The following is a 21,037-nucleotide window of genomic DNA, read 5'->3' as shown; positions in this document are numbered from 1 at the left end:
CGCACACCCCCCCGCACCCGTGTACGCCCGCCACGTGCGGGTCCATCCGATCGTGCCCGCGCCCTCAAGTCCAGACGTCCGGCCGGTCGAACATCTCGTCACCCGCGTGGTCTTGTCCGATCGGCTGGACAGAGGCTAGCTTCTCTCTTGGATAGAAAGCGCTTGCTGTCACGCTCGTCAGTGGGGCGTACGCGGCGCGGAACCCGCGTACGAAGGGGAAGACGTGACACGCAAGACGGTGCGTATCGCCATGAACGGCGTGACGGGACGCATGGGCTACCGCCAGCACCTCGTCCGCTCGATCCTCGCCCTGCGCGACCAGGGCGGTCTGGATCTGGGCGGCGGTACGACGCTGTGGCCCGAGCCGGTCCTCGTCGGCCGCCGCGAGCACGCCCTGAGGACGCTCGCCGAGCGGCACGGGCTGGAGCACTGGTCGACGGACCTGGACGCGGTCCTCGCCGACCCGGATGTCGACCTCTACTTCGACGCGCAGGTCACCTCCGCCCGCGAGGAGGCCATCCGGAAGGCCATCACGGCGGGGAAGCACGTCTACACCGAGAAGCCGACCGCCACCGGTCTCGACGGCGCCCTGGAACTGGCCCGGCTCGCCCACGCGAAGGGCGTCAAGCACGGGGTCGTGCAGGACAAGCTCTTCCTCCCGGGGCTGCTGAAGCTCAAGCGCCTGATCGACGGCGGCTTCTTCGGGCGGATCCTGTCCGTGCGGGGCGAGTTCGGCTACTGGGTCTTCGAGGGCGACTGGCAGCCCGCCCAGCGTCCCTCCTGGAACTACCGCGCCGAGGACGGCGGCGGCATCGTCGTCGACATGTTCCCGCACTGGGAGTACGTCCTGCACGAGCTCTTCGGCCGGGTCACCTCCGTCCAGGCACTCACCACCACCCACGTCCCGCAGCGGTGGGACGAGCAGGGCAAGCCGTACGACGCCACGGCCGACGACGCCGCGTACGGCGTCTTCGAGCTGGAGGGCGGTGCCGTCGCCCAGATCAACTCCTCCTGGGCCGTGCGTGTCAACCGTGACGAACTGGTCGAGTTCCAGGTCGACGGGACGGAGGGCTCGGCTGTCGCCGGGCTGCGCGACTGCCGTGTCCAGCACCGGTCCGCCACCCCCAAGCCGGTCTGGAACCCCGACATCCCGGCCGCCTACTCCTTCCGCGACCAATGGCAGGAGGTCCCCGACAACGCCGAGTTCGACAACGGATTCAAGGCGCAGTGGGAGCTGTTCCTGCGGCACGTCTACACCGACGCGCCCTACCGCTGGGACCTCCTGGCCGGCGCCCGCGGCGTCCAGCTCGCCGAACTGGGCCTGAAGTCCTCGGCCGAGGGCCGCCGTCTCGACGTACCGGAGATCTCGCTGTGACCGTGCGACTGCCGGACCCGGCGGGCGGGGTGAGGCTGTACGAGCCGCGCGCCGAGCCCCTGGCGCTCACCACCGGGGCCCCCTTCACCTCCCGTACCGTCTTCTCGGCGGCGCACGTCGTCGCCGACCCGTACGCCGACGTGTCCCCCGACTCGCCCGCCGCCGTCGACTGGGACACCACCCTCGCCTTCCGCCGCCATCTGTGGTCCCACGGCCTCGGTGTCGCCGAGGCGATGGACACCGCGCAGCGCGGGATGGGCCTGGACTGGGCGGGCGCCGCCGAACTCGTCCGCCGGTCGGCCGCGGAGGCGAAGGCGGCCGGCGGCCGGATCGCGTGCGGGGTGGGGACCGACCAGATCACCGCCGGCTCCCTGGCGGAGGTCCGCGCCGCGTACGAGGAGCAGCTCGCGCTCGTCGAGGAGACCGGCGCGCAGGCCGTCCTGATGGCCTCGCGCGCCCTGACCGCCGCCGCGCGGGGCCCCGAGGACTACCTCGACGTCTACGGGCATCTCCTGCGTCAGGCCTCCCGGCCGGTGATCCTGCACTGGCTGGGCCCGATGTTCGACCCGGCGCTGGAGGGCTACTGGGGATCCGGCGACCTGGACGCGGCGACGGACGTCCTCCTGGAGGTGATCGAGGCCCGTCCCGACAAGGTCGACGGCGTCAAGGTCTCCCTCCTCGACGCCCGGCGCGAGGTCGCCCTGCGCCGCAGGCTCCCGCACGGGGTCCGCTGCTACACGGGCGACGACTTCCACTACCCCGAGCTGATCGCGGGCGACGAACAGGGCTTCAGTCACGCCCTGTTGGGCATCTTCGACCCGCTGGGACCGCTGGCGGCCGAGGCGGTGCGGGTACTCGACACGGGGGACGTGAAGGGATTCCACGAGCTGCTCGATCCCACCGTCGAGCTGTCCCGTCACCTGTTCCGGGCGCCGACCCGCTTCTACAAGACGGGAGTTGTCCTCCTGGCGTGGCTCGCCGGACACCAGGGGCACTTCACGATGGTGGGCGGCCTGCAGTCGGCCCGTTCCCTCCCGCACCTCGGGCGTGCGTACGAACTGGCCGACGGGCTGGGTCTGTTCCCGGACCCGGCCCTGGCGGAGACCCGGATGAAGAACCTGCTCACGGTGCACGGAGTGGATCAGTGAGCGCGGTCGGGCCGGTGAGTCCGGTGAGTCCGAGGGGCCCGGCGGGCAACGCCCTTGAGCGGTTCAGCATCAACCAGATGACCGTCAAGCAACTGGCGATGCCCGAACTGGTCGCCGCCTGCGTCGAGTCGGGCGTCCCCGGTGTGGGGCTCTGGCGGGAGCCGGTCCGGTCCTACGGCATCGAGGCCACCGCCAGGCTCGTGCGTGACGCGGGGCTGTCGGTGACGACGCTGTGCCGCGGGGGGTTCCTCACGGCGATCGAGCCCGCCGAACGGGCCCGAGCCCTGGACGACAACCGCGCGGCGGTCGACGAGGCCGCGACGCTCGGCAGCGACACGCTGGTCCTGGTCTCCGGCGGCCTGCCGGCCGGGTCGAAGGACCTGCGCGGGGCCCGTGAACGCATCGCCGACGCACTGGCGGAACTGGGTCCGTACGCCGCCGGGCGCGGCGTACGGCTGGCCGTCGAACCCCTCCACCCGATGTACGCCGCCGACCGCTGCGTCGTCTCGACCCTCGCCCAGGCCCTGGACCTCGCGGAACGATTCCCCGCCGACCAGGTGGGCGTCACCGTCGACACCTACCACGTCTGGTGGGACGACACCGCGCCCGCCCAGATCGCCCGTGCGGGGGCGTCCGGACGTATCCACAGCTTCCAACTCGCCGACTGGACGACCCCGTTGCCCGAGGGAGTCCTCAACGGCCGCGGCCAGATCGGCGACGGAGCCGTCGACATGCGGGAGTGGCGGGGGTACGTCGAGGCGGCGGGCTACACCGGTCCCATCGAGGTCGAGCTGTTCAACGACGGGCTGTGGGCCCGTGACGGGCGGGAGGTGCTGGCGGAGACGGTGGCGCGGTTCGTGGAGCATGCCGGGTAGCCGGGTAGCGCTAGCGGGTGCCGGGTGGCCGTGGCGGCGCCGTCGTCGGAGCGCGCGGGGAGGCTACTTCCGCGTTCCGCGGGCGGCCCGCTTGGTCAGGACCGACAACAGCACCGGGATCACCAGTTCGATCACCCGGGCCACCGTCGCCGGAGGCAGCCCCGTCTTCCTGGCGACCGCGTTCGCGACCGGCCTGCTGATGCGGGCGAGCAGTCCGCCCATCAGGCCGCCGGCACCCATGCCGCCCAGACCGCCCAGGGTGGCCACACCGCTCAGCGGGGCCTCCTGCGCCTCCGCGTAGGCCTGCTGGACCTCGCCCGGATCCGTGACCGCACGGTCCTGGAGGCCTCCCGAGAATTCCGACACCGTCGTGCCGACGACCTCGCGCGCTCCGGCCGCGTCCGTGCCGAGCAGACCCGCGATCTCCTGGAGCCCGGCGTCGTCGAGCGCGTCGAGCACGTCCTGCTGGAGTGGCTCCTCGTTCATGCCGCAAACGCTACGTGCACCCCGGTCGGTCGGCACGCCGAAAAAATCCCGGAAGTCCGTACAACCATCCCCGCACCTGGTGGGTCGTACTTGGCATCAGGACTTCTGGAGGGGGGATCTGGGGGGATCGCGGGGGTTCTGATGCGGAGGGGAACCCGAGGGGGCCCGGTCGACGGACCGGGCCCCCTCGAAACGTTCCGGAAGCGCCCGGACACCGGTGCCTAGAAGAACACCCCGCACCGCAGCAGCACGTTCGCGTACGGCCGAGCCTCCCCCGTGCGGACGATCAGCCGCGCGCCCGCCGACAGCGACTTCAGTTCCTCGTGCGGGACCAGTTCCAGCGTGGGAAAGCGTGCGGTCAGCAGCGCGGAGGCCGCCGGGTTCGCCGCGTGGACCTCGCGCGCGGCGGTGGCGCCCTCCACCACCAGCTCCGCCAGCAGCCCGTCGAGCACCTCGGCGAACGACGGCACCCCGGCCCGGAAGGCCAGGTCCACGACGCGCGGCCCCTGGGGTATCGGCATCCCCGCGTCGCACACCAGCACGCCGTGCCCATGGCCCAGTTCGGCCAGGGCGCCCGCGAGATGGCGGTTCAGAATTCCGGCTCTCTTCACAACGACTCGACCTCCTCGGCGGTCGGGAAGGACTCCTGGGCACCGGGCCGGGTGACGGCGACGGCGCCCACCCGGGCCGCGTACGCGGCGGCGACGGACAGCGGCTCGCCGAGCCCCAGCCGCCAGGCCAGCGCCGCGGTGAACGAGTCCCCCGCGCCCGTCGTGTCCACGGTCTTCACCCGCACGGACGGCACCCGCGCGGCTCCGTCCGCGTCCGCCACCAGCGCGCCCCGCGCGCCCAGCGTGACGACCACCGAGCGCGGGCCCAGGGCGAGCAGGGCCGTCGCCCAGTCCTCGGGCTCAGGACCCGCGCCGTCGCCCAGCACCACCCGGGCCTCGTGCTCGTTCACGATCAGCGGGTCGCAGGCCGCCAGCACCTCGGCGGGCAGCGGCCGGGGCGGCGACGGGTTCAGCACGAAACGGCTGCCGGGCGCGAGGGTCCGTACGGTCTCCACGACCGTCTCCAGGGGGATCTCCAGCTGTGCCGAGACCACCCGGGAGGCGCGTACGAGATCCGCGGCCGCGCGGACGTCCTTTGGCGTCAGCCGGCCGTTCGCGCCCGGTGAGACCACGATGCTGTTGTCCCCGGACGGGTCCACCGTGATCAGCGCCACGCCGGTGGGTGCCCCGCCGACGAGCACGCCCGCGGTGTCCACGCCGGCCGCCCGCTGCGAGTCGAGCAGCAGCCGGCCGTGCGCGTCGTCGCCGACCCGGGCGAGCAGGGCCGTACGGGCTCCGAGACGGGCGGCGGCGACCGACTGGTTGGCGCCCTTGCCGCCGGGGTGGACGACGAGGTCGGAGCCGAGCACCGTCTCGCCGGCCGCGGGCCGCCGCTCGACCCCGATCACCAGGTCCGCGTTGGCCGAGCCCACGACCAGCAGGTCGTAGTCGTACATGAACTGTCTCCCTGTGTAGCTGAGGTGAGTCGGGGCGGCCGGCCGGTCGCGTGGACCGCCCTGCCGCCCCACCGCCGGTCGGCTCAGCCGGTGAACCCGGCCACGTTCTGCGCCGTGACCACCTTCACCGGCACCATCACGGTCTTCTCGACCTTCTTGCCCTCGGCGGACTTCAGCGCGTTCTCCACCGCGATCCGGCCGAGCTCCGTCGGCTGCTGGGCCACGGAGGCGTACAGCGTGCCGTTCTTGACCGCCTTCAGTCCGTCGGGGGTGCCGTCGAAGCCGATGACCGAGACCGACTTGCCGGCCTTGGAACCGAGCGCCTTGATCGCGCCGAGCGCCATCTCGTCGTTCTCGGCGAAGACACCCTGGACGTCGGGGTGCGCCTGGAGCAGGTTCGTCATCACGTCGAGGCCCTTGGTGCGGTCGAAGTCCGCGGGCTGCCGGGCGACGACCTTGATGCCGGGGTAGGCCTTCAGGCCCTCGGCGAAGCCCGCGCCCCGCTCACGGCTCGCGGACGTGCCGGCCAGACCCTGAAGGATGACGATCTTGCCCTTGCCGCCCAGCTTCTCGGCGAGCGCCTTGGCGCCCAGCTTTCCGCCCTCGATGTTGTCGGAGGCGACGAGCGCGGCCGTGTCCGCCTTGTTCACACCCCGGTCGACACCGATGACGGGGATGTCGGCCTTGTTCGCCGAGCGGACCGACGGGCCCGCCGCGTCCGAGTCCACCGGGTTGACGATGATCGCGCCGAGGCCCGAACTGGTGAAGTTCTGCAGCTGGTTGGCCTGCTGGGAGGCGTCGTTCTGGGCGTCGGTGACCGTCAGTCGCACGCCGAGCTTCTTCGCCTCCTGCTGCGCGCCCGCCTTGATCTGGACGAAGAAGGGGTTGTTCAGCGTGGAGAGGGACAGGCCCACCTTCTTCGACGCCGTCGAGGAGGAGCCGGTGTGCAGGAAGGACATCGCACCGACGATCGCCGCCGCGACCACGGCCGCGATGATGTAGGTCGCCGCCTGCTTGCCCCGGTTGCCCGGGGTACCGGCCCCGGCGGCCACCGGGGTCGCCCCGGCCTTGCGCCGCACCGTGTCGAGCAGCACCGCCAGCGCGATCACGACACCGATGACGACCTGCTGCCAGAAGGCGGAGACGGACAGCAGGTTGAGGCCGTTGCGCAGCACCGCGAGGATCAGCGCGCCGATCAGCGTGCCGGACGCCTTGCCGGTGCCGCCCGCGAGCGAGGCACCGCCGATGACGACCGCGGCGATCGCGTCGAGTTCGTAGCCCTGCGCGGCCTGCGGCTGCGCGGAGGAGAGCCGGGAGGCGAGCACGATGCCCGCGGCGGCCGCGAACAGACCCGACAGGGCGTAGATCGCGAGCTTCTGCTTCTTCACCCGGAGGCCGGAGAGGCGGGCCGCCTCCTCGTTGCCGCCGATGGCGTACATGGAGCGGCCGATGTACGTACGGCCGAGGATCACGGCCGTGATCAGGCCCATGACGACCATGACGAGGACCGGGACGGGCAGCCAGCCGCCGAGGGTGTCACCGAGGTGCGAGACCGAGGAGGGGAAGGCGATCGGGCTGCCCTGCGAGATCACCAGGGACAGACCGCGGCCCACCGAGAGCATGGCGAGCGTCGCGATGAACGGCGGCAGTTTCCCGTACGCGATCATCACGCCGTTGACCAGGCCGACGGCGATGCCGGCGGCGATCGAGACGATCACCGCGATCCAGACCGGAACGCCCTGCGTGGTCGCCATCCAGGCGAGGACGGTGGCGGAGAGCGCGGCGACCGAGCCGACCGACAGGTCGATGCCCGCCGCGACGATGACGAAGGTCGAGCCGAAGGCGAGGATGGCGGTCACGGCCGCCTGGACGCCGATGTTGAGCAGGTTGTCCGTCGTCAGGAAGTCGCCGGACAGCGCCGCCATCGCGATGACGAGGGCGATGAGCGCGGTGAGCGCTCCGTTGTCGAGCAGGAGGCGGCGGACCGCCGAGGCGCCACTCGCGCCCGATGTGCTCTTGAGCGTGTCAGTGGCCACGGGAGCCCTCCACAGCGGTTTCGGAGTTGGTGGTCGGTGTGCTGACGGCGAGTGCCATCACGGAGTCCTGCGTGGCTTCGGCCGCGGACAGTTCGCCCGCGATCCGGCCCTGGGCCATCACCAGCACCCGATCGCTCATGCCGAGCACCTCGGGCAGATCGCTGGAGATCATCAGGACGGCCGCGCCCGCGGCCGTCAGTTCGTTGACTAGCTGGTAGATCTCGACCTTGGCGCCGACGTCGATGCCGCGGGTCGGCTCGTCGAGGATCAGCACCTTGGTGTCGGCCAGCAGCCACTTGCCGATGACGACCTTCTGCTGGTTGCCACCGGACAGGGTGCGTACGTGCTGGCCGAGACCGGCCATCCGGACGCCGAGCTGTTCGGCGATCCGTGCGGCGGCCACCCGCTGACCCCTGAGGTCGACGAGTCCGCCGTGGGTCGCGCCCCGCATGGTGACCAGGCCGAGGTTCTCCTCGACGGAGGCGTCGAGGAGCAGTCCCTGGCCCTTGCGGTCCTCGGGGACGAGCCCGATGCCGGCCCGCATCGCCGCGTTCACGTCGTGGCGGCGCAGCTCGGCGCCGGCGACCTTCACGGCGCCCTTGTCGTACGGGTCGGCGCCGAAGACCGCGCGGACGACCTCCGTACGTCCGGCGCCCACGAGCCCCGCGATGCCGACGACCTCACCGGCCCGCACCTCGAAGCTCACGTCGTGGAAGACACCGTCACGGGTCAGTCCCTCGACGGTCAGCAACGCGGTCCCGGTACCGGTTCCGTCACCGGTCCCGGCTTCGGGGCGCTCGCGCGGATACTGCTGTTCGATCGAACGGCCCACCATGAGGCGGACCAGTTCGTCCTCGGGCGTGGTCGCGGGCACCTGGCCGACGCTCTTGCCGTCGCGGATGACCGTGACCCGGTCTCCCAGGACCGCGATCTCCTCCAGGTGGTGCGTGATGAAGACGATGCCGACCCCGTCCTCGCGCAGTTGGCGCACGATCGCGAAGAGTTTCTCGACCTCTTCGGAGGTGAGCACCGCGGTCGGCTCGTCCATGATCAGGACGCGCGCGTCGAGGCTCAGTGCCTTCGCGATCTCGACCATCTGGAGGCGCGCGATGCCGAGTTCACGCACCCGCGCGCGGGGCGACACGTTCACGCCGACCCGTTCGAGCAGCGCGGCGGCCTCGGCCTCCATCGTCCGGCGGTCGATCAGCCCGTAGCGGCGCGGCTGCCGGCCCAGGAAGATGTTCTCGGCGACCGTCAGATCGGGAACGAGGTTGAACTCCTGGTAGATGGTCGCGATCCCGAGGCGCTCGGAGTCCTGCGCCCCGTGGATGCGCACCTCCTCACGGTCCACGAGGACGCGCCCGGAGTCGGGCTGATAGGCGCCGGAGAGCATCTTGATCAGCGTGCTCTTGCCGGCGCCGTTCTCGCCGAGCAGCACGTGCACCTCGCCGCGGCGCAGATCGAAGTCGACGCTGTCCAGCGCGACCACGCCGGGGAAGGTCTTGCGAATGCCCTCGATGCGCAGCAACTCGTCCTGGTTGCTCACGACTGGCTCCTTTGTACGGGGGACTGCTGTGCGGGGGTCGTCTCTTGGGGGGTCGGTTGTGCGGGGGGCGGTTGTACGGGGGTCGTCCGTACCGGAGGCGGCTCGCCGCACGAGCGGCGGACGACGAGACGGGCGGGGAGGGTGACGGACTGCGGGGGCGCCCCTCGATCCGGTCGACGAGCGCGCGTACGGCGGCCCGTCCCAGCTCACCGGTCGGCTGGGCGATCGCGGTGATCGGGGGATCGGTGTGCACGAACCAGGGGATGTCGTCGAACGCGGCGAGCGCGATGTCCTCGGGCACCCGCAGCCCACGTGCCCGGACGGCGTCCAGCGCGCCGAGCGCCATCAGGTTGTCGGCGGCGAAGACGACCTCGGGCGGTTCGGCCAGGTCCAGGAACCGTTCGGTGGCGCGGCGCCCGCTCTCGGCCTGGAAGTCGCCCTGCCCGATGTAGGCGTCCGGCAGGGCGATGCCGTGGGCGGCGAGCGCGTCCCGGAACGCCTCGACCCGCTCGCTGCCGGTGGTGGTCGCCGCCGGGCCCGTGATGATGGCGAGCCGGCGGTGGCCGAGACCGTGCAGATGGGCGACGAGGTCACGTACGGCCGTGCGTCCGTCCGCCCGTACGACGGGGACGTCCACGCCGGCGATCCAGCGGTCCACGAAGACCATCGGGGTGCCGGCGCGCGCCGCGTCCAGCATCGCAGGGGAGCCGCCGTCGGTGGGGGAGACCAGCAGACCGTCGATGCGCCGGTCCAGCAGGGTCCGTACGTGGTGGTCCTCGATCTCGGGCCGCTCGTCGGCGTTGCCGATGATCACGCTGTAGCCGAGGGCGCGGGCCTCCTCCTCGACGGAGCGGGCCAGTTCGGTGAAGTACGGGTTGAGCACGTCGCTGATGACCAGGCCCAGGGTGCGCGTCTGGTCGGTGCGCAGCGAACGGGCGACGGCGTTCGGGCGGTAGCCCAGGTTCGCCACGGCCGCCAGCACGCGAGTGCGTGCGTCCGGGCTGACCGACGGGTGGTCGTTCAGCACACGGGAGACCGTGGCGACGGACACACCCGCCTCCGCGGCGACATCCTTGATGCTCGCCATGACCGCCCCACCTCCTCGTGGAATCGATTACACGGAGGATTGGAATCGATTACACGGGCATCGGGCAAGGGTCCAAAGACCCTCTGAGACCGGATCGTGATGAAACCCCGCCGCGAGGGCGCCTCCCGTGCCGGGGCCGCCCGAGCAGGCAGGGCCCGCGATGTCGGTCCCCGCGGGTACCTTCGGATCATGTCCAAGCAGGAGGGGACCGGGGCACGGCAGCAGGCCGTCCTCGAAGGCGTGCTGGAGCGGATCACCTACGCGAACGAGGAGAGCGGCTACACGGTCGCGCGGGTGGACACCGGCCGCGGCGCGGGGGACCTGCTGACCGTCGTCGGCGCGCTGCTCGGCGCGCAGGTCGGCGAGTCGCTCAGGATGGAGGGCCGCTGGGGCTCCCACCAGCAGTACGGCAAGCAGTTCACGGTGGAGAACTACACGACGGTCCTCCCGGCCACCGTCCAGGGCATCCGCCGCTACCTCGGTTCCGGCCTGGTCAAGGGCATCGGCCCGGTCTTCGCCGACCGCATCACCCAGCACTTCGGGCTGGACACGCTCCGGATCATCGAGGAGGAGCCGAAGCGGCTCATCGAGGTCCCCGGCCTCGGCCCGAAGCGGACGAAGAAGATCGCCGACGCCTGGGAGGAGCAGAAGGCGATCAAGGAGGTCATGCTCTTCCTCCAGAGCGTCGAGGTGTCGACGTCGATCGCGGTGCGCATCTACAAGAAGTACGGCGACGCATCGATCTCCGTCGTGAGGAACCAGCCCTACCGGCTCGCCGCCGACGTCTGGGGCATCGGCTTCCTCACCGCCGACCGGATCGCCCAGTCCGTCGGCATCCCGCACGACAGCCCGGAGCGCGTCAAGGCGGGCCTCCAGTACGCCCTTTCGCAGTCCACCGACCAGGGGCACTGCTATCTCCCGGAGGAGCGGCTGATCGCGGACGCGGTGAAGCTCCTCCAGGTGGACACGGGCCTGGTCATCGAGTGCCTGGCCGAACTCGCGGCTCCCCCGGAGGGCGACGTGGAGCCCGGTGTCGTACGGGAGAAGGTGCCCGGTCCCGACGGCGGTGAGCCGGTGACGGCCGTCTATCTGGTGCCCTTCCACCGCGCCGAACTGTCCCTCTCCGCACAGCTGTTGCGCCTGCTGCGCACCGACCAGGACCGGATGCCCGGCTTCCGGGACGTGGCCTGGGACAAGGCGCTGACCTGGCTCGAGGGGCGTACGGGCGCGGAGTTGGCGCCCGAGCAGGAGGAGGCCGTGCGGCTGGCGCTGACCAGGAAGGTCGCCGTGCTCACCGGAGGCCCCGGCTGCGGCAAGTCGTTCACGGTCCGCTCGATCGTGGAACTGGCGCGCGCCAGGCGGGCGAAGGTGGTCCTCGCCGCGCCCACGGGCCGCGCGGCCAAGCGGCTCGCCGAGCTGACGGGGGCCGAGGCCTCGACGGTGCACCGGCTGCTGGAGCTGAAGCCGGGCGGGGACGCGGCGTACGACAAGGACCGGCCGCTGGACGCCGACCTGGTGGTCGTGGACGAGGCCTCCATGCTCGACCTGCTGCTCGCCAACAAGCTGGCCAAGGCGGTGCCGCCGGGCGCCCACCTCCTGTTCGTGGGAGACGTCGACCAACTCCCCAGCGTGGGCGCGGGCGAGGTCCTGCGGGACCTGCTCGCCGAGGGCGGCCCCGTCCCGTCGGTCCGGCTGACCCGGATCTTCCGCCAGGCCCAGCAGTCCGGGGTGGTGACGAACGCCCACCGGATCAACTCCGGGCAGCACCCGGTCACCGACGGCCTGAAGGACTTCTTCCTCTTCGTCGAGGACGACACCGAGGAGACCGGGCGGCTGACGGTGGACGTGGTGGCACGGCGGATTCCGGCCAAGTTCGGGCTCGACCCGCGCCGTGACGTGCAGGTGCTGGCGCCGATGCACCGGGGGCCGGCCGGCGCGGGCACCCTCAACGGCCTGCTCCAGCAGGCGATCACGCCCGCGCGCCCCGAGCTCGCCGAGAAGCGCTTCGGCGGCCGGGTCTTCCGCGTCGGCGACAAGGTCACCCAGATCCGCAACAACTACGAGAAGGGCGAGAACGGTGTCTTCAACGGCACCGTGGGCGTCGTGACCTCGCTCGATCCGGTCGAACAGCGTCTGACGGTGCTGACGGACGAGGACGAGGAGGTGCCGTACGACTTCGACGAACTGGACGAGCTGGCCCACGCGTACGCGGTGACGATCCACCGTTCCCAGGGCAGCGAGTACCCCGCGGTGGTGATCCCGGTCACCACGGGGGCCTGGATGATGCTCCAGCGCAACCTCCTCTACACGGCGGTCACCCGGGCCAAGAAGCTGGTCGTCCTCGTCGGCTCCCGCAAGGCGATCGGCCAGGCCGTCCGCACGGTGTCGGCCGGCCGGCGCTGTACGGCCCTGTCCTTCCGTCTCGGGGGCCGCCCCTTGTCCCACGCGCCCGCTCCGGAGCCGGCCCACCGGCCCTGACCCGCTCCGGCCGGTCCCGGCGCACGGTCGGTCTCGCCCCTTCGGTCAGGTGTCCCAAAAAAATGATCGATCAAAGGAGTCGTAAAGGTCACACACCACTTCCGGAACCAGGGCGAAGGGGGGCAGGATGAGCAGGCTGGCGGCACTCAGTGCCGCCGATAGGCCCAATGGTCGACCCCGAGTGCACTCTCCAGGGCCAAATGGGGGATGGTAGAGACAGTCAGGGCACCTCGAAGAAGAGGCACAACGTCGGTGAGGGATGACGTGAGCGACAACTCTGTAGTACTGCGGTACGGCGATGGCGAGTACACCTACCCGGTGATCGACAGCAGCGTCGGCGACAAGGGCTTCGACATCGGGAAGCTCCGCGCCCAGACCGGGCTGGTGACGCTGGACAGCGGGTACGGCAACACCGCCGCCTACAAATCCGCGATCACCTATCTCGACGGTGAGCAGGGCATCCTCCGGTACCGCGGCTACCCGATCGAGCAGCTGGCCGAGCGCTCCACCTTCCTGGAGGTGGCCTCGCTGCTGATCAACGGCGAACTGCCGAACGTGGACGAGCTCTCCACCTTCAAGAACGAGATCACGCAGCACACCCTGCTGCACGAGGACGTCAAGCGCTTCTTCCAGGGCTTCCCGCGCGACGCGCACCCGATGGCGATGCTGTCGTCGGTGGTCAGCGCCCTGTCGACGTTCTACCAGGACAGCCACAACCCGTTCGACGAGAAGCAGCGGCACCTCTCGACGATCCGCCTGCTGGCCAAGCTTCCGACGATCGCGGCGTACGCCTACAAGAAGTCGATCGGCCACCCCTTCGTCTACCCGCGCAACGACCTCGGGTACGTCGAGAACTTCCTGCGCATGACCTTCTCGGTCCCCGCCCAGGAGTACGAGCTCGACCCGGTCGTCGTCTCCGCGCTCGACAAGCTGCTCATCCTGCACGCGGACCACGAGCAGAACTGTTCGACCTCCACCGTGCGCCTGGTGGGCTCCTCGCAGGCGAACATGTTCGCCTCGATCTCCGCCGGCATCTCCGCCCTCTGGGGTCCGCTGCACGGTGGCGCCAACCAGTCCGTGCTGGAGATGCTCGAGGGCATCCAGGCCTCCGGCGGCGACGTCGACTCCTTCATCCGCAAGGTGAAGAACAAGGAGGACGGCGTCCGCCTGATGGGCTTCGGGCACCGCGTCTACAAGAACTTCGACCCCCGGGCGAAGATCATCAAGGCGGCGGCGCACGATGTCCTCTCGGCGCTCGGCAAGTCCGACGAGCTGCTGGACATCGCCCTCAAGCTGGAGGAGCACGCGCTCTCCGACGACTACTTCGTCTCGCGCAGCCTCTACCCGAACGTGGACTTCTACACGGGTCTGATCTACCGCGCCATGGGCTTCCCGACCGAGATGTTCACGGTCCTGTTCGCCCTCGGCCGCCTCCCGGGCTGGATCGCCCAGTGGCACGAGATGATCAAGGAGCCCGGCTCCCGCATCGGCCGCCCGCGCCAGATCTACACGGGTGTCGTCGAGCGCGACTTCGTGCCGGTCGAGGCTCGCTGATCATCTTCGTACGGGCATAGCCGTACGAAGGGTTCGAAACCGAGCGAACCGAACAGAACCAGCAAAACGGAAAGCGCCCTGCTACCGGTCCCCCCACGGGCCGGCAGTCAGGGCGCTTTCCTTGTCCCGGTGCGGATTCCCCCCACGGGATCCGGCCGGGCGTCTGTGGACAGCGCCTGAATCGCTGCGAGCAAAACGAGCAGAACTCTTCGTGCTACCGCGTGCTCCCGCACGCGCTCCGGTGCGATCTGCCGGGACCCGTACCGACGGGAGGGCCGCTCAAAGCTCCCCGCTGTACGTGCCCCGGCAACGCAGTTCCGGGAACGTCCCCCAAGACATCCCCAGATGTCAGAAACGCCCCCCAAGACGTCTCTGGCATCGCCAACTTAGACTCACGAACCCCTTCGCTGGTTACGTTCACATCACTGTGATCTGTGTCTCTTGCGTATGTCCTGAAGATACGCAAGAGCCCCGATACGGGAATCGGGGGCCAAGCGTAAGGAAGATGCGCGAGCCTTGTGAAGAGCTTATGTGAGGCTCCCGTTGGACTCTAGGGGGACTCTTACTCCGTCGTCATGAGAATGTCCTGAGTCGAAGGCTGTTCGTCACCACGAACACGGACGAGAAGGCCATCGCGGCCCCCGCGATCATGGGATTGAGGAGTCCGGCCGCGGCGAGCGGCAGCGCCGCCACGTTGTAGGCGAAGGCCCACACCAGGTTTCCCCGGATCGTGGACAGCGTCCTGCGGGACAGCCGGATCGCGTCCGCCGCCACCCGGAGATCCCCGCGGACCAGCGTCAGATCGCTCGCCTCGATCGCCGCGTCCGTGCCCGTGCCCATCGCGAGGCCGAGGTCGGCGGTGGCGAGCGCCGCCGCGTCGTTCACCCCGTCGCCGACCATTGCCACGGTCCGCCCCTCGGCCTGCAGCCGCCGGACGACGTCGACCTTGTCCTGCGGCAGCACCTCGGCGATCACGTCACCGGGGTCGATGCCCACGGCGCGCGCCACCGACTCCGCGACCGCCCGGTTGTCACCGGTCAGCAGTACGGGGGTGAGCCCCAGGGCGCGCAGTTCGCGCACGGCCTGCGCGCTGGTCTCCTTGACCGTGTCGGCGACGGTCAGGACGCCGAGCGCTTCCCCGTCCCGGGTGACCACGACGGCCGTCCGCCCGTCCGCCTCGGCCCCGGCCTTCGCCCGGGCCAGCTCCTGCGGGAGCGATCCCTGATCGAGCCGCCCCACCCGGACGTCGTGACCCTCCACGCGCCCGCGCACGCCCAGGCCGGGGGTGCTCTCGAAGTCCCGCACCGCGGGAAGGGCTCCAGCCCGCTCCTGGGCGCCCGCAGCGATCGCGCGGGCCACCGGATGCTCGGAGGCGTGTTCCAGGGCGCCTGCGAGCCGCAGGAGCTCCTTCTCGTCGCCGCCCGCGGTGACGTACACCTCGCGCAGCGTCATCCGCCCGGTCGTCACCGTGCCGGTCTTGTCCAGGACGACGGTGTCGACACGGCGGGTGGACTCCAGGACCTCGGGGCCCCGGATGAGGATGCCGAGCTGGGCGCCGCGGCCGGTGCCGACCATCAGGGCGGTCGGGGTGGCCAGGCCCAGCGCGCACGGGCAGGCGATGATCAGCACCGCGACGGCCGCGGTGAAGGCGGCGGCCGTGTCGCCGGTGGCGCCGAGCCAGACCGCGAAGGTGCCGAGTGCGATCAGCAGCACCACCGGTACGAAGATGCCCGAGATCCGGTCGGCGAGCCGCTGCACCTCGGCCTTGCCGTTCTGCGCGTCCTCGACGAGCCGGGCCATCCGCGCGAGCTGGGTGTCGGCTCCGACCCGGGTCGCCTCGACGACGAGCCGGCCCCCGGCGTTCACGGTCGCGCCCGTCACCACCGAGCCCACCGTGACGTCGACCGGCACCGACTCGCCCGTCAGCATGGAGGCGTCCACCGCGGAGGCGCCCTCGACGACGGTGCCGTCCGTGGCGATCTTCTCGCCGGGCCGTACGACGAAACGGTCACCGGCCGTGAGCCGCTCGACGGGGACGCGCACCTCGCGGCCGTCCCGCAGCACCGCCACGTCCCTGGCGCCCAGTTCCATCAGCGCCCGCAGCGCCGCTCCCGCCCGCCGCTTGGAACGGGCCTCCAGGTAGCGGCCGAGCAGGATGAACGCGACGACCCCCGCGGCGACCTCGAGATAGATCGTCGACGATCCGTCCGTGCGGGAGACGGTGAACTCGAAGCCGTGCCGCATGCCGGGCATCCCCGCGTGCCCCCAGAACAGCGCCCACAGGGACCAGCCGAACGCGGCGAGCGTGCCCACCGAGACGAGCGTGTCCATGGTGGCGGCGCCGTGCCGCGCGTTGGTGAACGCGGCCCGGTGGAACGGCAGGGCGCCCCAGACGACGACGGGCGCGGCGAGCGTCAGTGAGAGCCACTGCCAGTTGTCGAACTGCAGCGCGGGGACCATCGACATCAGGACGACGGGGAGGGCGAGCAGGGCGGAGACGACGAGCCGCTCGCGCAGGGAGGCGAGTTCGGGGTCCTCGGCGGCGCCGGCGGCCGGTTCCGGCGTTCCGGTCGGTGGCGGTGGGGGTTCCTCGGCCGTGTATCCCGTCTTCACGACGGTGGCGATCAGGTCGGCGACGGGTACCCCCACCGGGTACGAGACCTTCGCCTTCTCCGTCGCGTAGTTGACCGTGGCGGTGACGCCGTCCATGCGGTTGAGCTTCTTCTCGACGCGGGCCGCGCAGGAGGCGCAGGTCATTCCGCCGATCGTGAGTTCGACTTCGGCGGTGACGGGGGCGGCGGCGGTCGGGGAGGCGGTCGGCGGCGTCTTCGCTATGGGTGACTCGGGTGCTGCGGTGGTCATGGTCCGGCTCCAGGGAATGAGCCGGGCCGTACGGAGCCAGTATCAGCTGGTCGGTACGGCCCGGTGTGGAGAGCTAGGTGGAACTGGGCGGAACTGGGCTGTGCGCTCAGGCCTTGGTGACGAGCTCGAAGCCCGCCTCGTCGACCGCGGCACGCACGGCCGTCTCGTCGAGCGGCGCGACGGAGACCACGGTGACCTCGCCCGTCGCGGCCACGGCCTGGACCGAGCTGACGCCGGCGATCGCGGAGATCTCACCGGAGACGGAGCCCTCGCAGTGCCCGCAGCTCATGCCGGTCACCTGGTAGACGGCCGTGATGGAACCCTGGGTGTCGGTCTGCGTGGTCATGGCGTGCTCCTCGTCGAGGCGTGTGCGGGGTCGCGGGGTGAGCAGTGTGGGCGGAGTGTCGGAGGTGGGTCGCGGCGTGATGCCTGTGGGCCGAAAGGGTCCTGAGATTCCAGGGTTCCCTTCGATGTTCACAAGACTATACCCCTAGGGGGTATTTTTCCAAGGAGGGTCCGGGCGGGCGCGGATGGGTCCCGGGGGCGGGGTGCATCTCGGAGGGTGAGGGATCTCGGACGATTTGTCCGAACCTTATGGCAGGGAACTGCCATGTCGCAGTGTTCTGCGTGTCCGCCCGGTTGGCGGGCGCGACCCGGCGACCGGGGGGCGTGCGCGGCCTACCGGTCGGGGGTGTTCCGGAGGGCCGGGGGCCCGGGTCAGGGCTGGGTGGCGAGGGTGTCGGGGGTGAGTGCCTTGCCGTCCGTCAGTGGTTCGACGTAGCGGAACAGGACGTTCTTCAGCTCCTGGATGTAGGCCGCCCGCTCGGCCCCCTCGTTGGCGAGGATCAGTTCGAGCCCCGCCTTGTAGATGCCCAGGCACACCTGCGCCGTGCGTGTGATGCCGGCGGCGGGCGTGTCGGGCAGGAACGCGGAGAGCAGTCCCTCGACGCGGGAGATCAGGGTCAGGTGCAGCGCGTCGTGATCCTCGGCGATCCGGCCCGGGATGTCGGGGCCGTGCATCAGGGCGAAGAAGACGGGGTGGTCGCAGTTGAAGGCGACGAAGCGGTCGACCGCGGCGCCGACGGCCTCCTCCAGTGTGGTCGCGGGGGCGACCGGGCCGAGCGCCTCGCCGTAGGTGGCCCGCATCTCGTGCATGAGCCGGTCGCCCAGTTCGATCGCGATGGCTTCCTTGTTCGGGAAGAACTGGTACAGCGTGCCCGGTGAGACGCCGGCCTCCCGGGCGATCGCGTTGGTGCTGGCGGCGGTGTAGCCGGTGGTGCAGAAGACGGAGGCCGCGGCCTCCAGCAGCTGGGCGATCCGGCGTTCGCCGCGGGCCTGCCGCCGGCGGGGCCGCTCGTCGTCGGCGGTCCGGTCGCCGAGGGTCCGCGCGTCGGCGGTCTGCGCGTCGGTGGTCCGCGCGTCGGCGGTACGCCGCTTCTCGGGCTTGTCGGGCACGAGTTATCCCCAACTCTCCGAACGTGTTTGACAAACGCGAGCGGTCGCTCGCATTCTGGTGAAACGCGAGCGATCTCTCGTGTTTGTCGATTCTATGGCAATGACCGACCCATGCTGCCTGAGCGCACGGACGGACGTGGACGCGCGGACACAGGGTCACGGTGAAGGGGACACCGCGCGATGACCGAAGTCAACAGCGCAGATCAGGACCGGGGCAGGGGTGCGGGGCGCGGGAGGGGCGCGCGAGGCGGAGACGGTGCGGACGGTGCCCCGCCGACGGATGAGGCCGCGCTCGCGGGCCACCGTCCTCGGCCGGGTGACACCCTTCGGCCGGGCGGCAGCGCGCGGACGGGTGGCAGCGCGCGGACGGGTGACGGGCCACGGGTGGGCGGCTGGACCCGGTTCGTGACCGCGCGGCCCCGGCTGTCCCTGCTCGTCGCACTGCTGCTCACCGCCCTGGCGGTGGTCGCCGGCAGCGGGGTCGCCGACCGGCTGGGCAGCGGCGGCTGGCAGGACCCGACCGCCGAGTCGACGTACGCGACGAAGGCGCTGGAGCGGGAGTTCCCCGCCTCCCAGCCCAATCTGCTGCTCCTGGTCGACTCCGGGCGTGCCGCGGTCGACGCTCCCTCGGTGGCCGCCGAGGCGAAGCGGCTGGCGGCACGGCTCGCCACCGAGCCGGGTGTCACGGGAGTCGGTTCGTACTGGGAGTCGGGCGCCCCGGGGCTGCGCGCCGCGGACGGCCACGAGGCACTGATCGCCGCGCGGATCACGGGCGACGAGAAGATGGCGAGCGAGACCCTGGACCGTCTCGCGCCGTCCTACCGCGGCACGCACGGCCCGGTCGAGATCAAGGTCGGCGGCCCCGTCGCCGTGCAGCACGAGATGCAGACCACCATCCGGGAGGACCTGACCCGGGCCGAGGTCATCGCCCTGCCGGTGACCCTCGTGCTGCTGGTGATGGTCTTCGGCAGCGCGATCGCCGCGCTGCTGCCGCTGGGCGTCGGCATCGTCGCGATCCTGGGGACGAACGCCGTGCTGCGCGGTCTCACGGAGTTCACCGACGTCTCGGTCTTCGCGATGAACCTCACCACGGCCCTCGGACTCGGCCTCGCGATCGACTACGCCCTGTTCATCGTCCGCCGGTTCCGCGAGGAGCTGGCGACCGGTGCCGGGCCGGTGACCGCCGTCGGCACCACCCTGCGCACGGCGGGCCGCACGGTCCTCTTCTCCTCCCTCACGGTCGCCGTGTCGCTCGCCGCGATGCTGCTCTTCCCGCAGTACTTCCTGCGGTCCTTCGCCTACGCGGGCATCGCGGTGGTGCTGCTGGCCGCGGCGTCCGCGCTGATCCTGCTCCCGGCGGCCCTGGTGCTGCTCGGCCACCGGGTCAACTCCCTCGATCTGCGGCGCCTGTTCCGGCGCGGCGAGCCGCGTACCTCCGGCGACGGCGCGGCCTGGGGGCGCATGGCCTCTCTCGTCATGCGCAGGGCGCCGGTCTTCGCGGTGGCCACCACCGTCGGGCTGGTCGTCCTCGGACTGCCCTTCCTGGGCGTGAAGTTCGGCACCGCGGACGACCGGCAGCTGCCCTCGGGCGCGGTGTCCCACGTCGTCCAGCAGCACATCCGGGACGGCTTCCCGGGCAGCCCCGGCGGCGGACTGGAGATCCTCGCGGAGGGCCGGGCCACCGAGGCGCAGTACGCGGCCTACAGGAGCCGCATCGCCGCTCTCCCCGGGGCGCTGCGAGTGGACGGGCCCCTGGTGAAGGGCGACGCCGCGTACTTCACGGTGCAGCCGAGGGGCGAGGCCGTCGGTGACGGAGCCCAGCGCCTGGTGCGTGAACTGCGGGCGACGGACGCCCCGTTCGGCACGGCGGTGACGGGCACGGCGGCGGTCCTGGTCGACTCCAAGCACGCGATAGCCGACCGGCTCCCCTGGGCGGCGGCGTTCATCGCGATCGTCACGCTGCTGCTGGTCTTCCTCCTCACGGGCAGTGTGCTGATCCCGGTCCAGGCGGTGCTGCTCAACGCGCTCAGTCTGACGGCGATGTTCGGCGCGGTGGTCTGGGTCTTCCAGGACGGCCATCTCTCCGGCCTGCTCGGCTTCACCAGCCCGGGATCGGTCGAGACGACCCTCCCGGTGCTGATGTTCTGCGTCGCCTTCGGCCTGTCGATGGACTACGGCGTCTTCCTCCTCTCCCGTATGAAGGAGGAGTACGACCGCACGGGCGACCACCGGGAGTCGGTCCGCTTCGGTCTCCAGCGCACCGGCGGACTGATCACCGCGGCCGCGGTCATCCTGGCGGTGGTGATGGTCGCGATCGGCACCTCGCGGGTGACCAACACGAAGATGCTGGGGCTGGGCATCGCGCTCGCCGTCCTGATGGACGCGATGGTCGTGCGCAGCCTGCTGGTCCCGGCGGTCATGCGCCTCACCGGGCGCGCGACCTGGTGGGCGCCCGCGCCACTGCGCCGCTTCCACGACCGGTTCGGACTCAGCGAGGGCGAGACACCGGAGCAGGCGGCCACGAAGGAGGCCGAACGCGGCACTCCGAGCGAGGAGGCGGACGACCGGGACCGGGACAAGGCCGAGGTGCGCGGCTAGCGTTCACCCCTGAAGGTGATCTTCGGGCGG

14 protein-coding genes and 1 pseudogene are annotated in these 21,037 nt (G+C 71.1%); 6 read left to right on the top strand and 9 right to left on the bottom strand.

Features of this window, described 5'->3' with window-relative positions; translation table 11 throughout:
• Nucleotides 1–223: 223 nt before the first annotated feature.
• The 3 genes from HEP85_RS15110 to HEP85_RS15100 all read left to right on the top strand — a co-directional run bounded on the left by HEP85_RS15110 (nucleotide 224) and on the right by HEP85_RS15100 (nucleotide 3,398).
• Nucleotides 224–1,375 carry a Gfo/Idh/MocA family protein gene (locus HEP85_RS15110; protein ID WP_168528227.1) on the top strand — a complete coding sequence of 384 codons (1,152 nt, stop codon included), beginning with the start codon at nucleotides 224–226 and terminating at the stop codon, nucleotides 1,373–1,375.
• Entirely contained in the window at nucleotides 1,372–2,523 is a 1,152-nt protein-coding gene (locus HEP85_RS15105) for a dihydrodipicolinate synthase family protein (protein WP_329287975.1), read from the top strand. The genes HEP85_RS15110 and HEP85_RS15105 overlap by 4 nt, the downstream gene beginning before the upstream one ends.
• 77 nt (nucleotides 2,524–2,600) lie before the next feature.
• A complete protein-coding gene (locus tag HEP85_RS15100) occupies nucleotides 2,601–3,398 on the top strand; it encodes a sugar phosphate isomerase/epimerase (protein ID WP_168528226.1) in 798 nt (265 codons plus the stop codon).
• A 63-nt stretch (nucleotides 3,399–3,461) separates the two neighbouring features.
• Here the strand turns inward: HEP85_RS15100 and HEP85_RS15095 are convergent, their stop codons facing one another.
• The 6 genes and pseudogenes from HEP85_RS15095 to HEP85_RS15070 all read right to left on the bottom strand — a co-directional run bounded on the left by HEP85_RS15095 (nucleotide 3,462) and on the right by HEP85_RS15070 (nucleotide 10,060).
• A complete protein-coding gene (locus HEP85_RS15095) occupies nucleotides 3,462–3,884 on the bottom strand; it encodes a DUF937 domain-containing protein (protein ID WP_168528225.1) in 423 nt (140 codons plus the stop codon).
• A gap of 221 nt (nucleotides 3,885–4,105) precedes the next feature.
• Nucleotides 4,106–4,495, bottom strand: coding sequence for a D-ribose pyranase (rbsD, locus tag HEP85_RS15090; RefSeq protein WP_168528224.1), 390 nt, complete (start codon nucleotides 4,493–4,495; stop codon nucleotides 4,106–4,108).
• Nucleotides 4,492–5,391 (bottom strand): ribokinase, encoded by a 900-nt coding sequence (locus HEP85_RS15085; RefSeq protein WP_168528223.1) that lies wholly within the window; start codon nucleotides 5,389–5,391, stop codon nucleotides 4,492–4,494. The genes rbsD and HEP85_RS15085 overlap by 4 nt, the downstream gene beginning before the upstream one ends.
• 83 nt (nucleotides 5,392–5,474) lie before the next feature.
• Entirely contained in the window at nucleotides 5,475–7,427 is a 1,953-nt protein-coding gene (locus tag HEP85_RS15080; protein ID WP_168528222.1) for a substrate-binding domain-containing protein, read from the bottom strand.
• The gene (locus tag HEP85_RS15075) at nucleotides 7,417–8,973 is read right to left on the bottom strand and encodes a sugar ABC transporter ATP-binding protein (protein ID WP_168528221.1); all 1,557 of its coding nucleotides are present in this window, start codon (nucleotides 8,971–8,973) and stop codon (nucleotides 7,417–7,419) included. Before HEP85_RS15075 ends, HEP85_RS15080 begins: the two co-directional genes overlap by 11 nt.
• Nucleotides 8,970–10,060: pseudogene (locus HEP85_RS15070) on the bottom strand (LacI family DNA-binding transcriptional regulator). Before HEP85_RS15070 ends, HEP85_RS15075 begins: the two are co-directional and overlap by 4 nt.
• A gap of 189 nt (nucleotides 10,061–10,249) precedes the next feature.
• On the opposite strand from HEP85_RS15070, the gene HEP85_RS15065 reads away from it, so the two are divergent.
• Together HEP85_RS15065 and HEP85_RS15060 are read left to right on the top strand one after the other, a co-directional pair.
• Nucleotides 10,250–12,538, top strand: coding sequence for an ATP-dependent RecD-like DNA helicase (locus tag HEP85_RS15065; RefSeq protein ID WP_329287969.1), 2,289 nt, complete (start codon nucleotides 10,250–10,252; stop codon nucleotides 12,536–12,538).
• Between the two features lie 264 nt (nucleotides 12,539–12,802).
• Nucleotides 12,803–14,092 (top strand): citrate synthase, encoded by a 1,290-nt coding sequence (locus tag HEP85_RS15060; protein WP_168528218.1) that lies wholly within the window; start codon nucleotides 12,803–12,805, stop codon nucleotides 14,090–14,092.
• A gap of 573 nt (nucleotides 14,093–14,665) precedes the next feature.
• Here the strand turns inward: HEP85_RS15060 and HEP85_RS15055 are convergent.
• From HEP85_RS15055 to HEP85_RS15045, 3 genes are all read right to left on the bottom strand, one after another.
• Nucleotides 14,666–16,954 (bottom strand): cation-translocating P-type ATPase, encoded by a 2,289-nt coding sequence (locus HEP85_RS15055; protein ID WP_168528217.1) that lies wholly within the window; start codon nucleotides 16,952–16,954, stop codon nucleotides 14,666–14,668.
• A 106-nt stretch (nucleotides 16,955–17,060) separates the two neighbouring features.
• Complete coding sequence (locus HEP85_RS15050) at nucleotides 17,061–17,300, bottom strand: heavy-metal-associated domain-containing protein (protein WP_168528216.1); 240 nt, start codon at nucleotides 17,298–17,300, stop codon at nucleotides 17,061–17,063.
• A gap of 371 nt (nucleotides 17,301–17,671) precedes the next feature.
• The gene (locus tag HEP85_RS15045) at nucleotides 17,672–18,271 is read right to left on the bottom strand and encodes a TetR family transcriptional regulator (RefSeq protein WP_248002483.1); all 600 of its coding nucleotides are present in this window, start codon (nucleotides 18,269–18,271) and stop codon (nucleotides 17,672–17,674) included.
• Nucleotides 18,272–18,814: 543 nt separating this feature from the next.
• Between HEP85_RS15045 and HEP85_RS15040 the strand changes: the two genes are divergently transcribed.
• The gene (locus HEP85_RS15040; RefSeq protein WP_248001938.1) at nucleotides 18,815–21,007 is read left to right on the top strand and encodes an MMPL family transporter; all 2,193 of its coding nucleotides are present in this window, start codon (nucleotides 18,815–18,817) and stop codon (nucleotides 21,005–21,007) included.
• The last annotated feature ends 30 nt before the right edge of the window (nucleotides 21,008–21,037 follow it).

The sequence above is a fragment of the Streptomyces sp. RPA4-2 genome (genome assembly GCF_012273515.2).
GTDB lineage: Bacteria > Actinomycetota > Actinomycetes > Streptomycetales > Streptomycetaceae > Streptomyces > Streptomyces kaempferi.
The sequence above is the reverse complement of the archived record's forward strand: the minus strand, read 5'-3'. Positions and strand labels throughout refer to the sequence as shown.

Bases quoted from the DNA above. Each gene is read 5' to 3' on its own strand.
- HEP85_RS15100 (WP_168528226.1), top strand. From the start codon at position 2,601: ATGACCGTCAAGCAACTGGCGATGCCCGAACTGGTCGCCGCCTGCGTC.
- HEP85_RS15095 (WP_168528225.1), bottom strand. From the start codon at position 3,884: ATGAACGAGGAGCCACTCCAGCAGGACGTGCTCGACGCGCTCGACGAC.
- HEP85_RS15085 (WP_168528223.1), bottom strand. From the start codon at position 5,391: ATGTACGACTACGACCTGCTGGTCGTGGGCTCGGCCAACGCGGACCTG.
- HEP85_RS15065 (WP_329287969.1), top strand. From the start codon at position 10,250: ATGTCCAAGCAGGAGGGGACCGGGGCACGGCAGCAGGCCGTCCTCGAA.
- HEP85_RS15055 (WP_168528217.1), bottom strand. From the start codon at position 16,954: ATGACCACCGCAGCACCCGAGTCACCCATAGCGAAGACGCCGCCGACC.
- HEP85_RS15050 (WP_168528216.1), bottom strand. From the start codon at position 17,300: ATGACCACGCAGACCGACACCCAGGGTTCCATCACGGCCGTCTACCAG.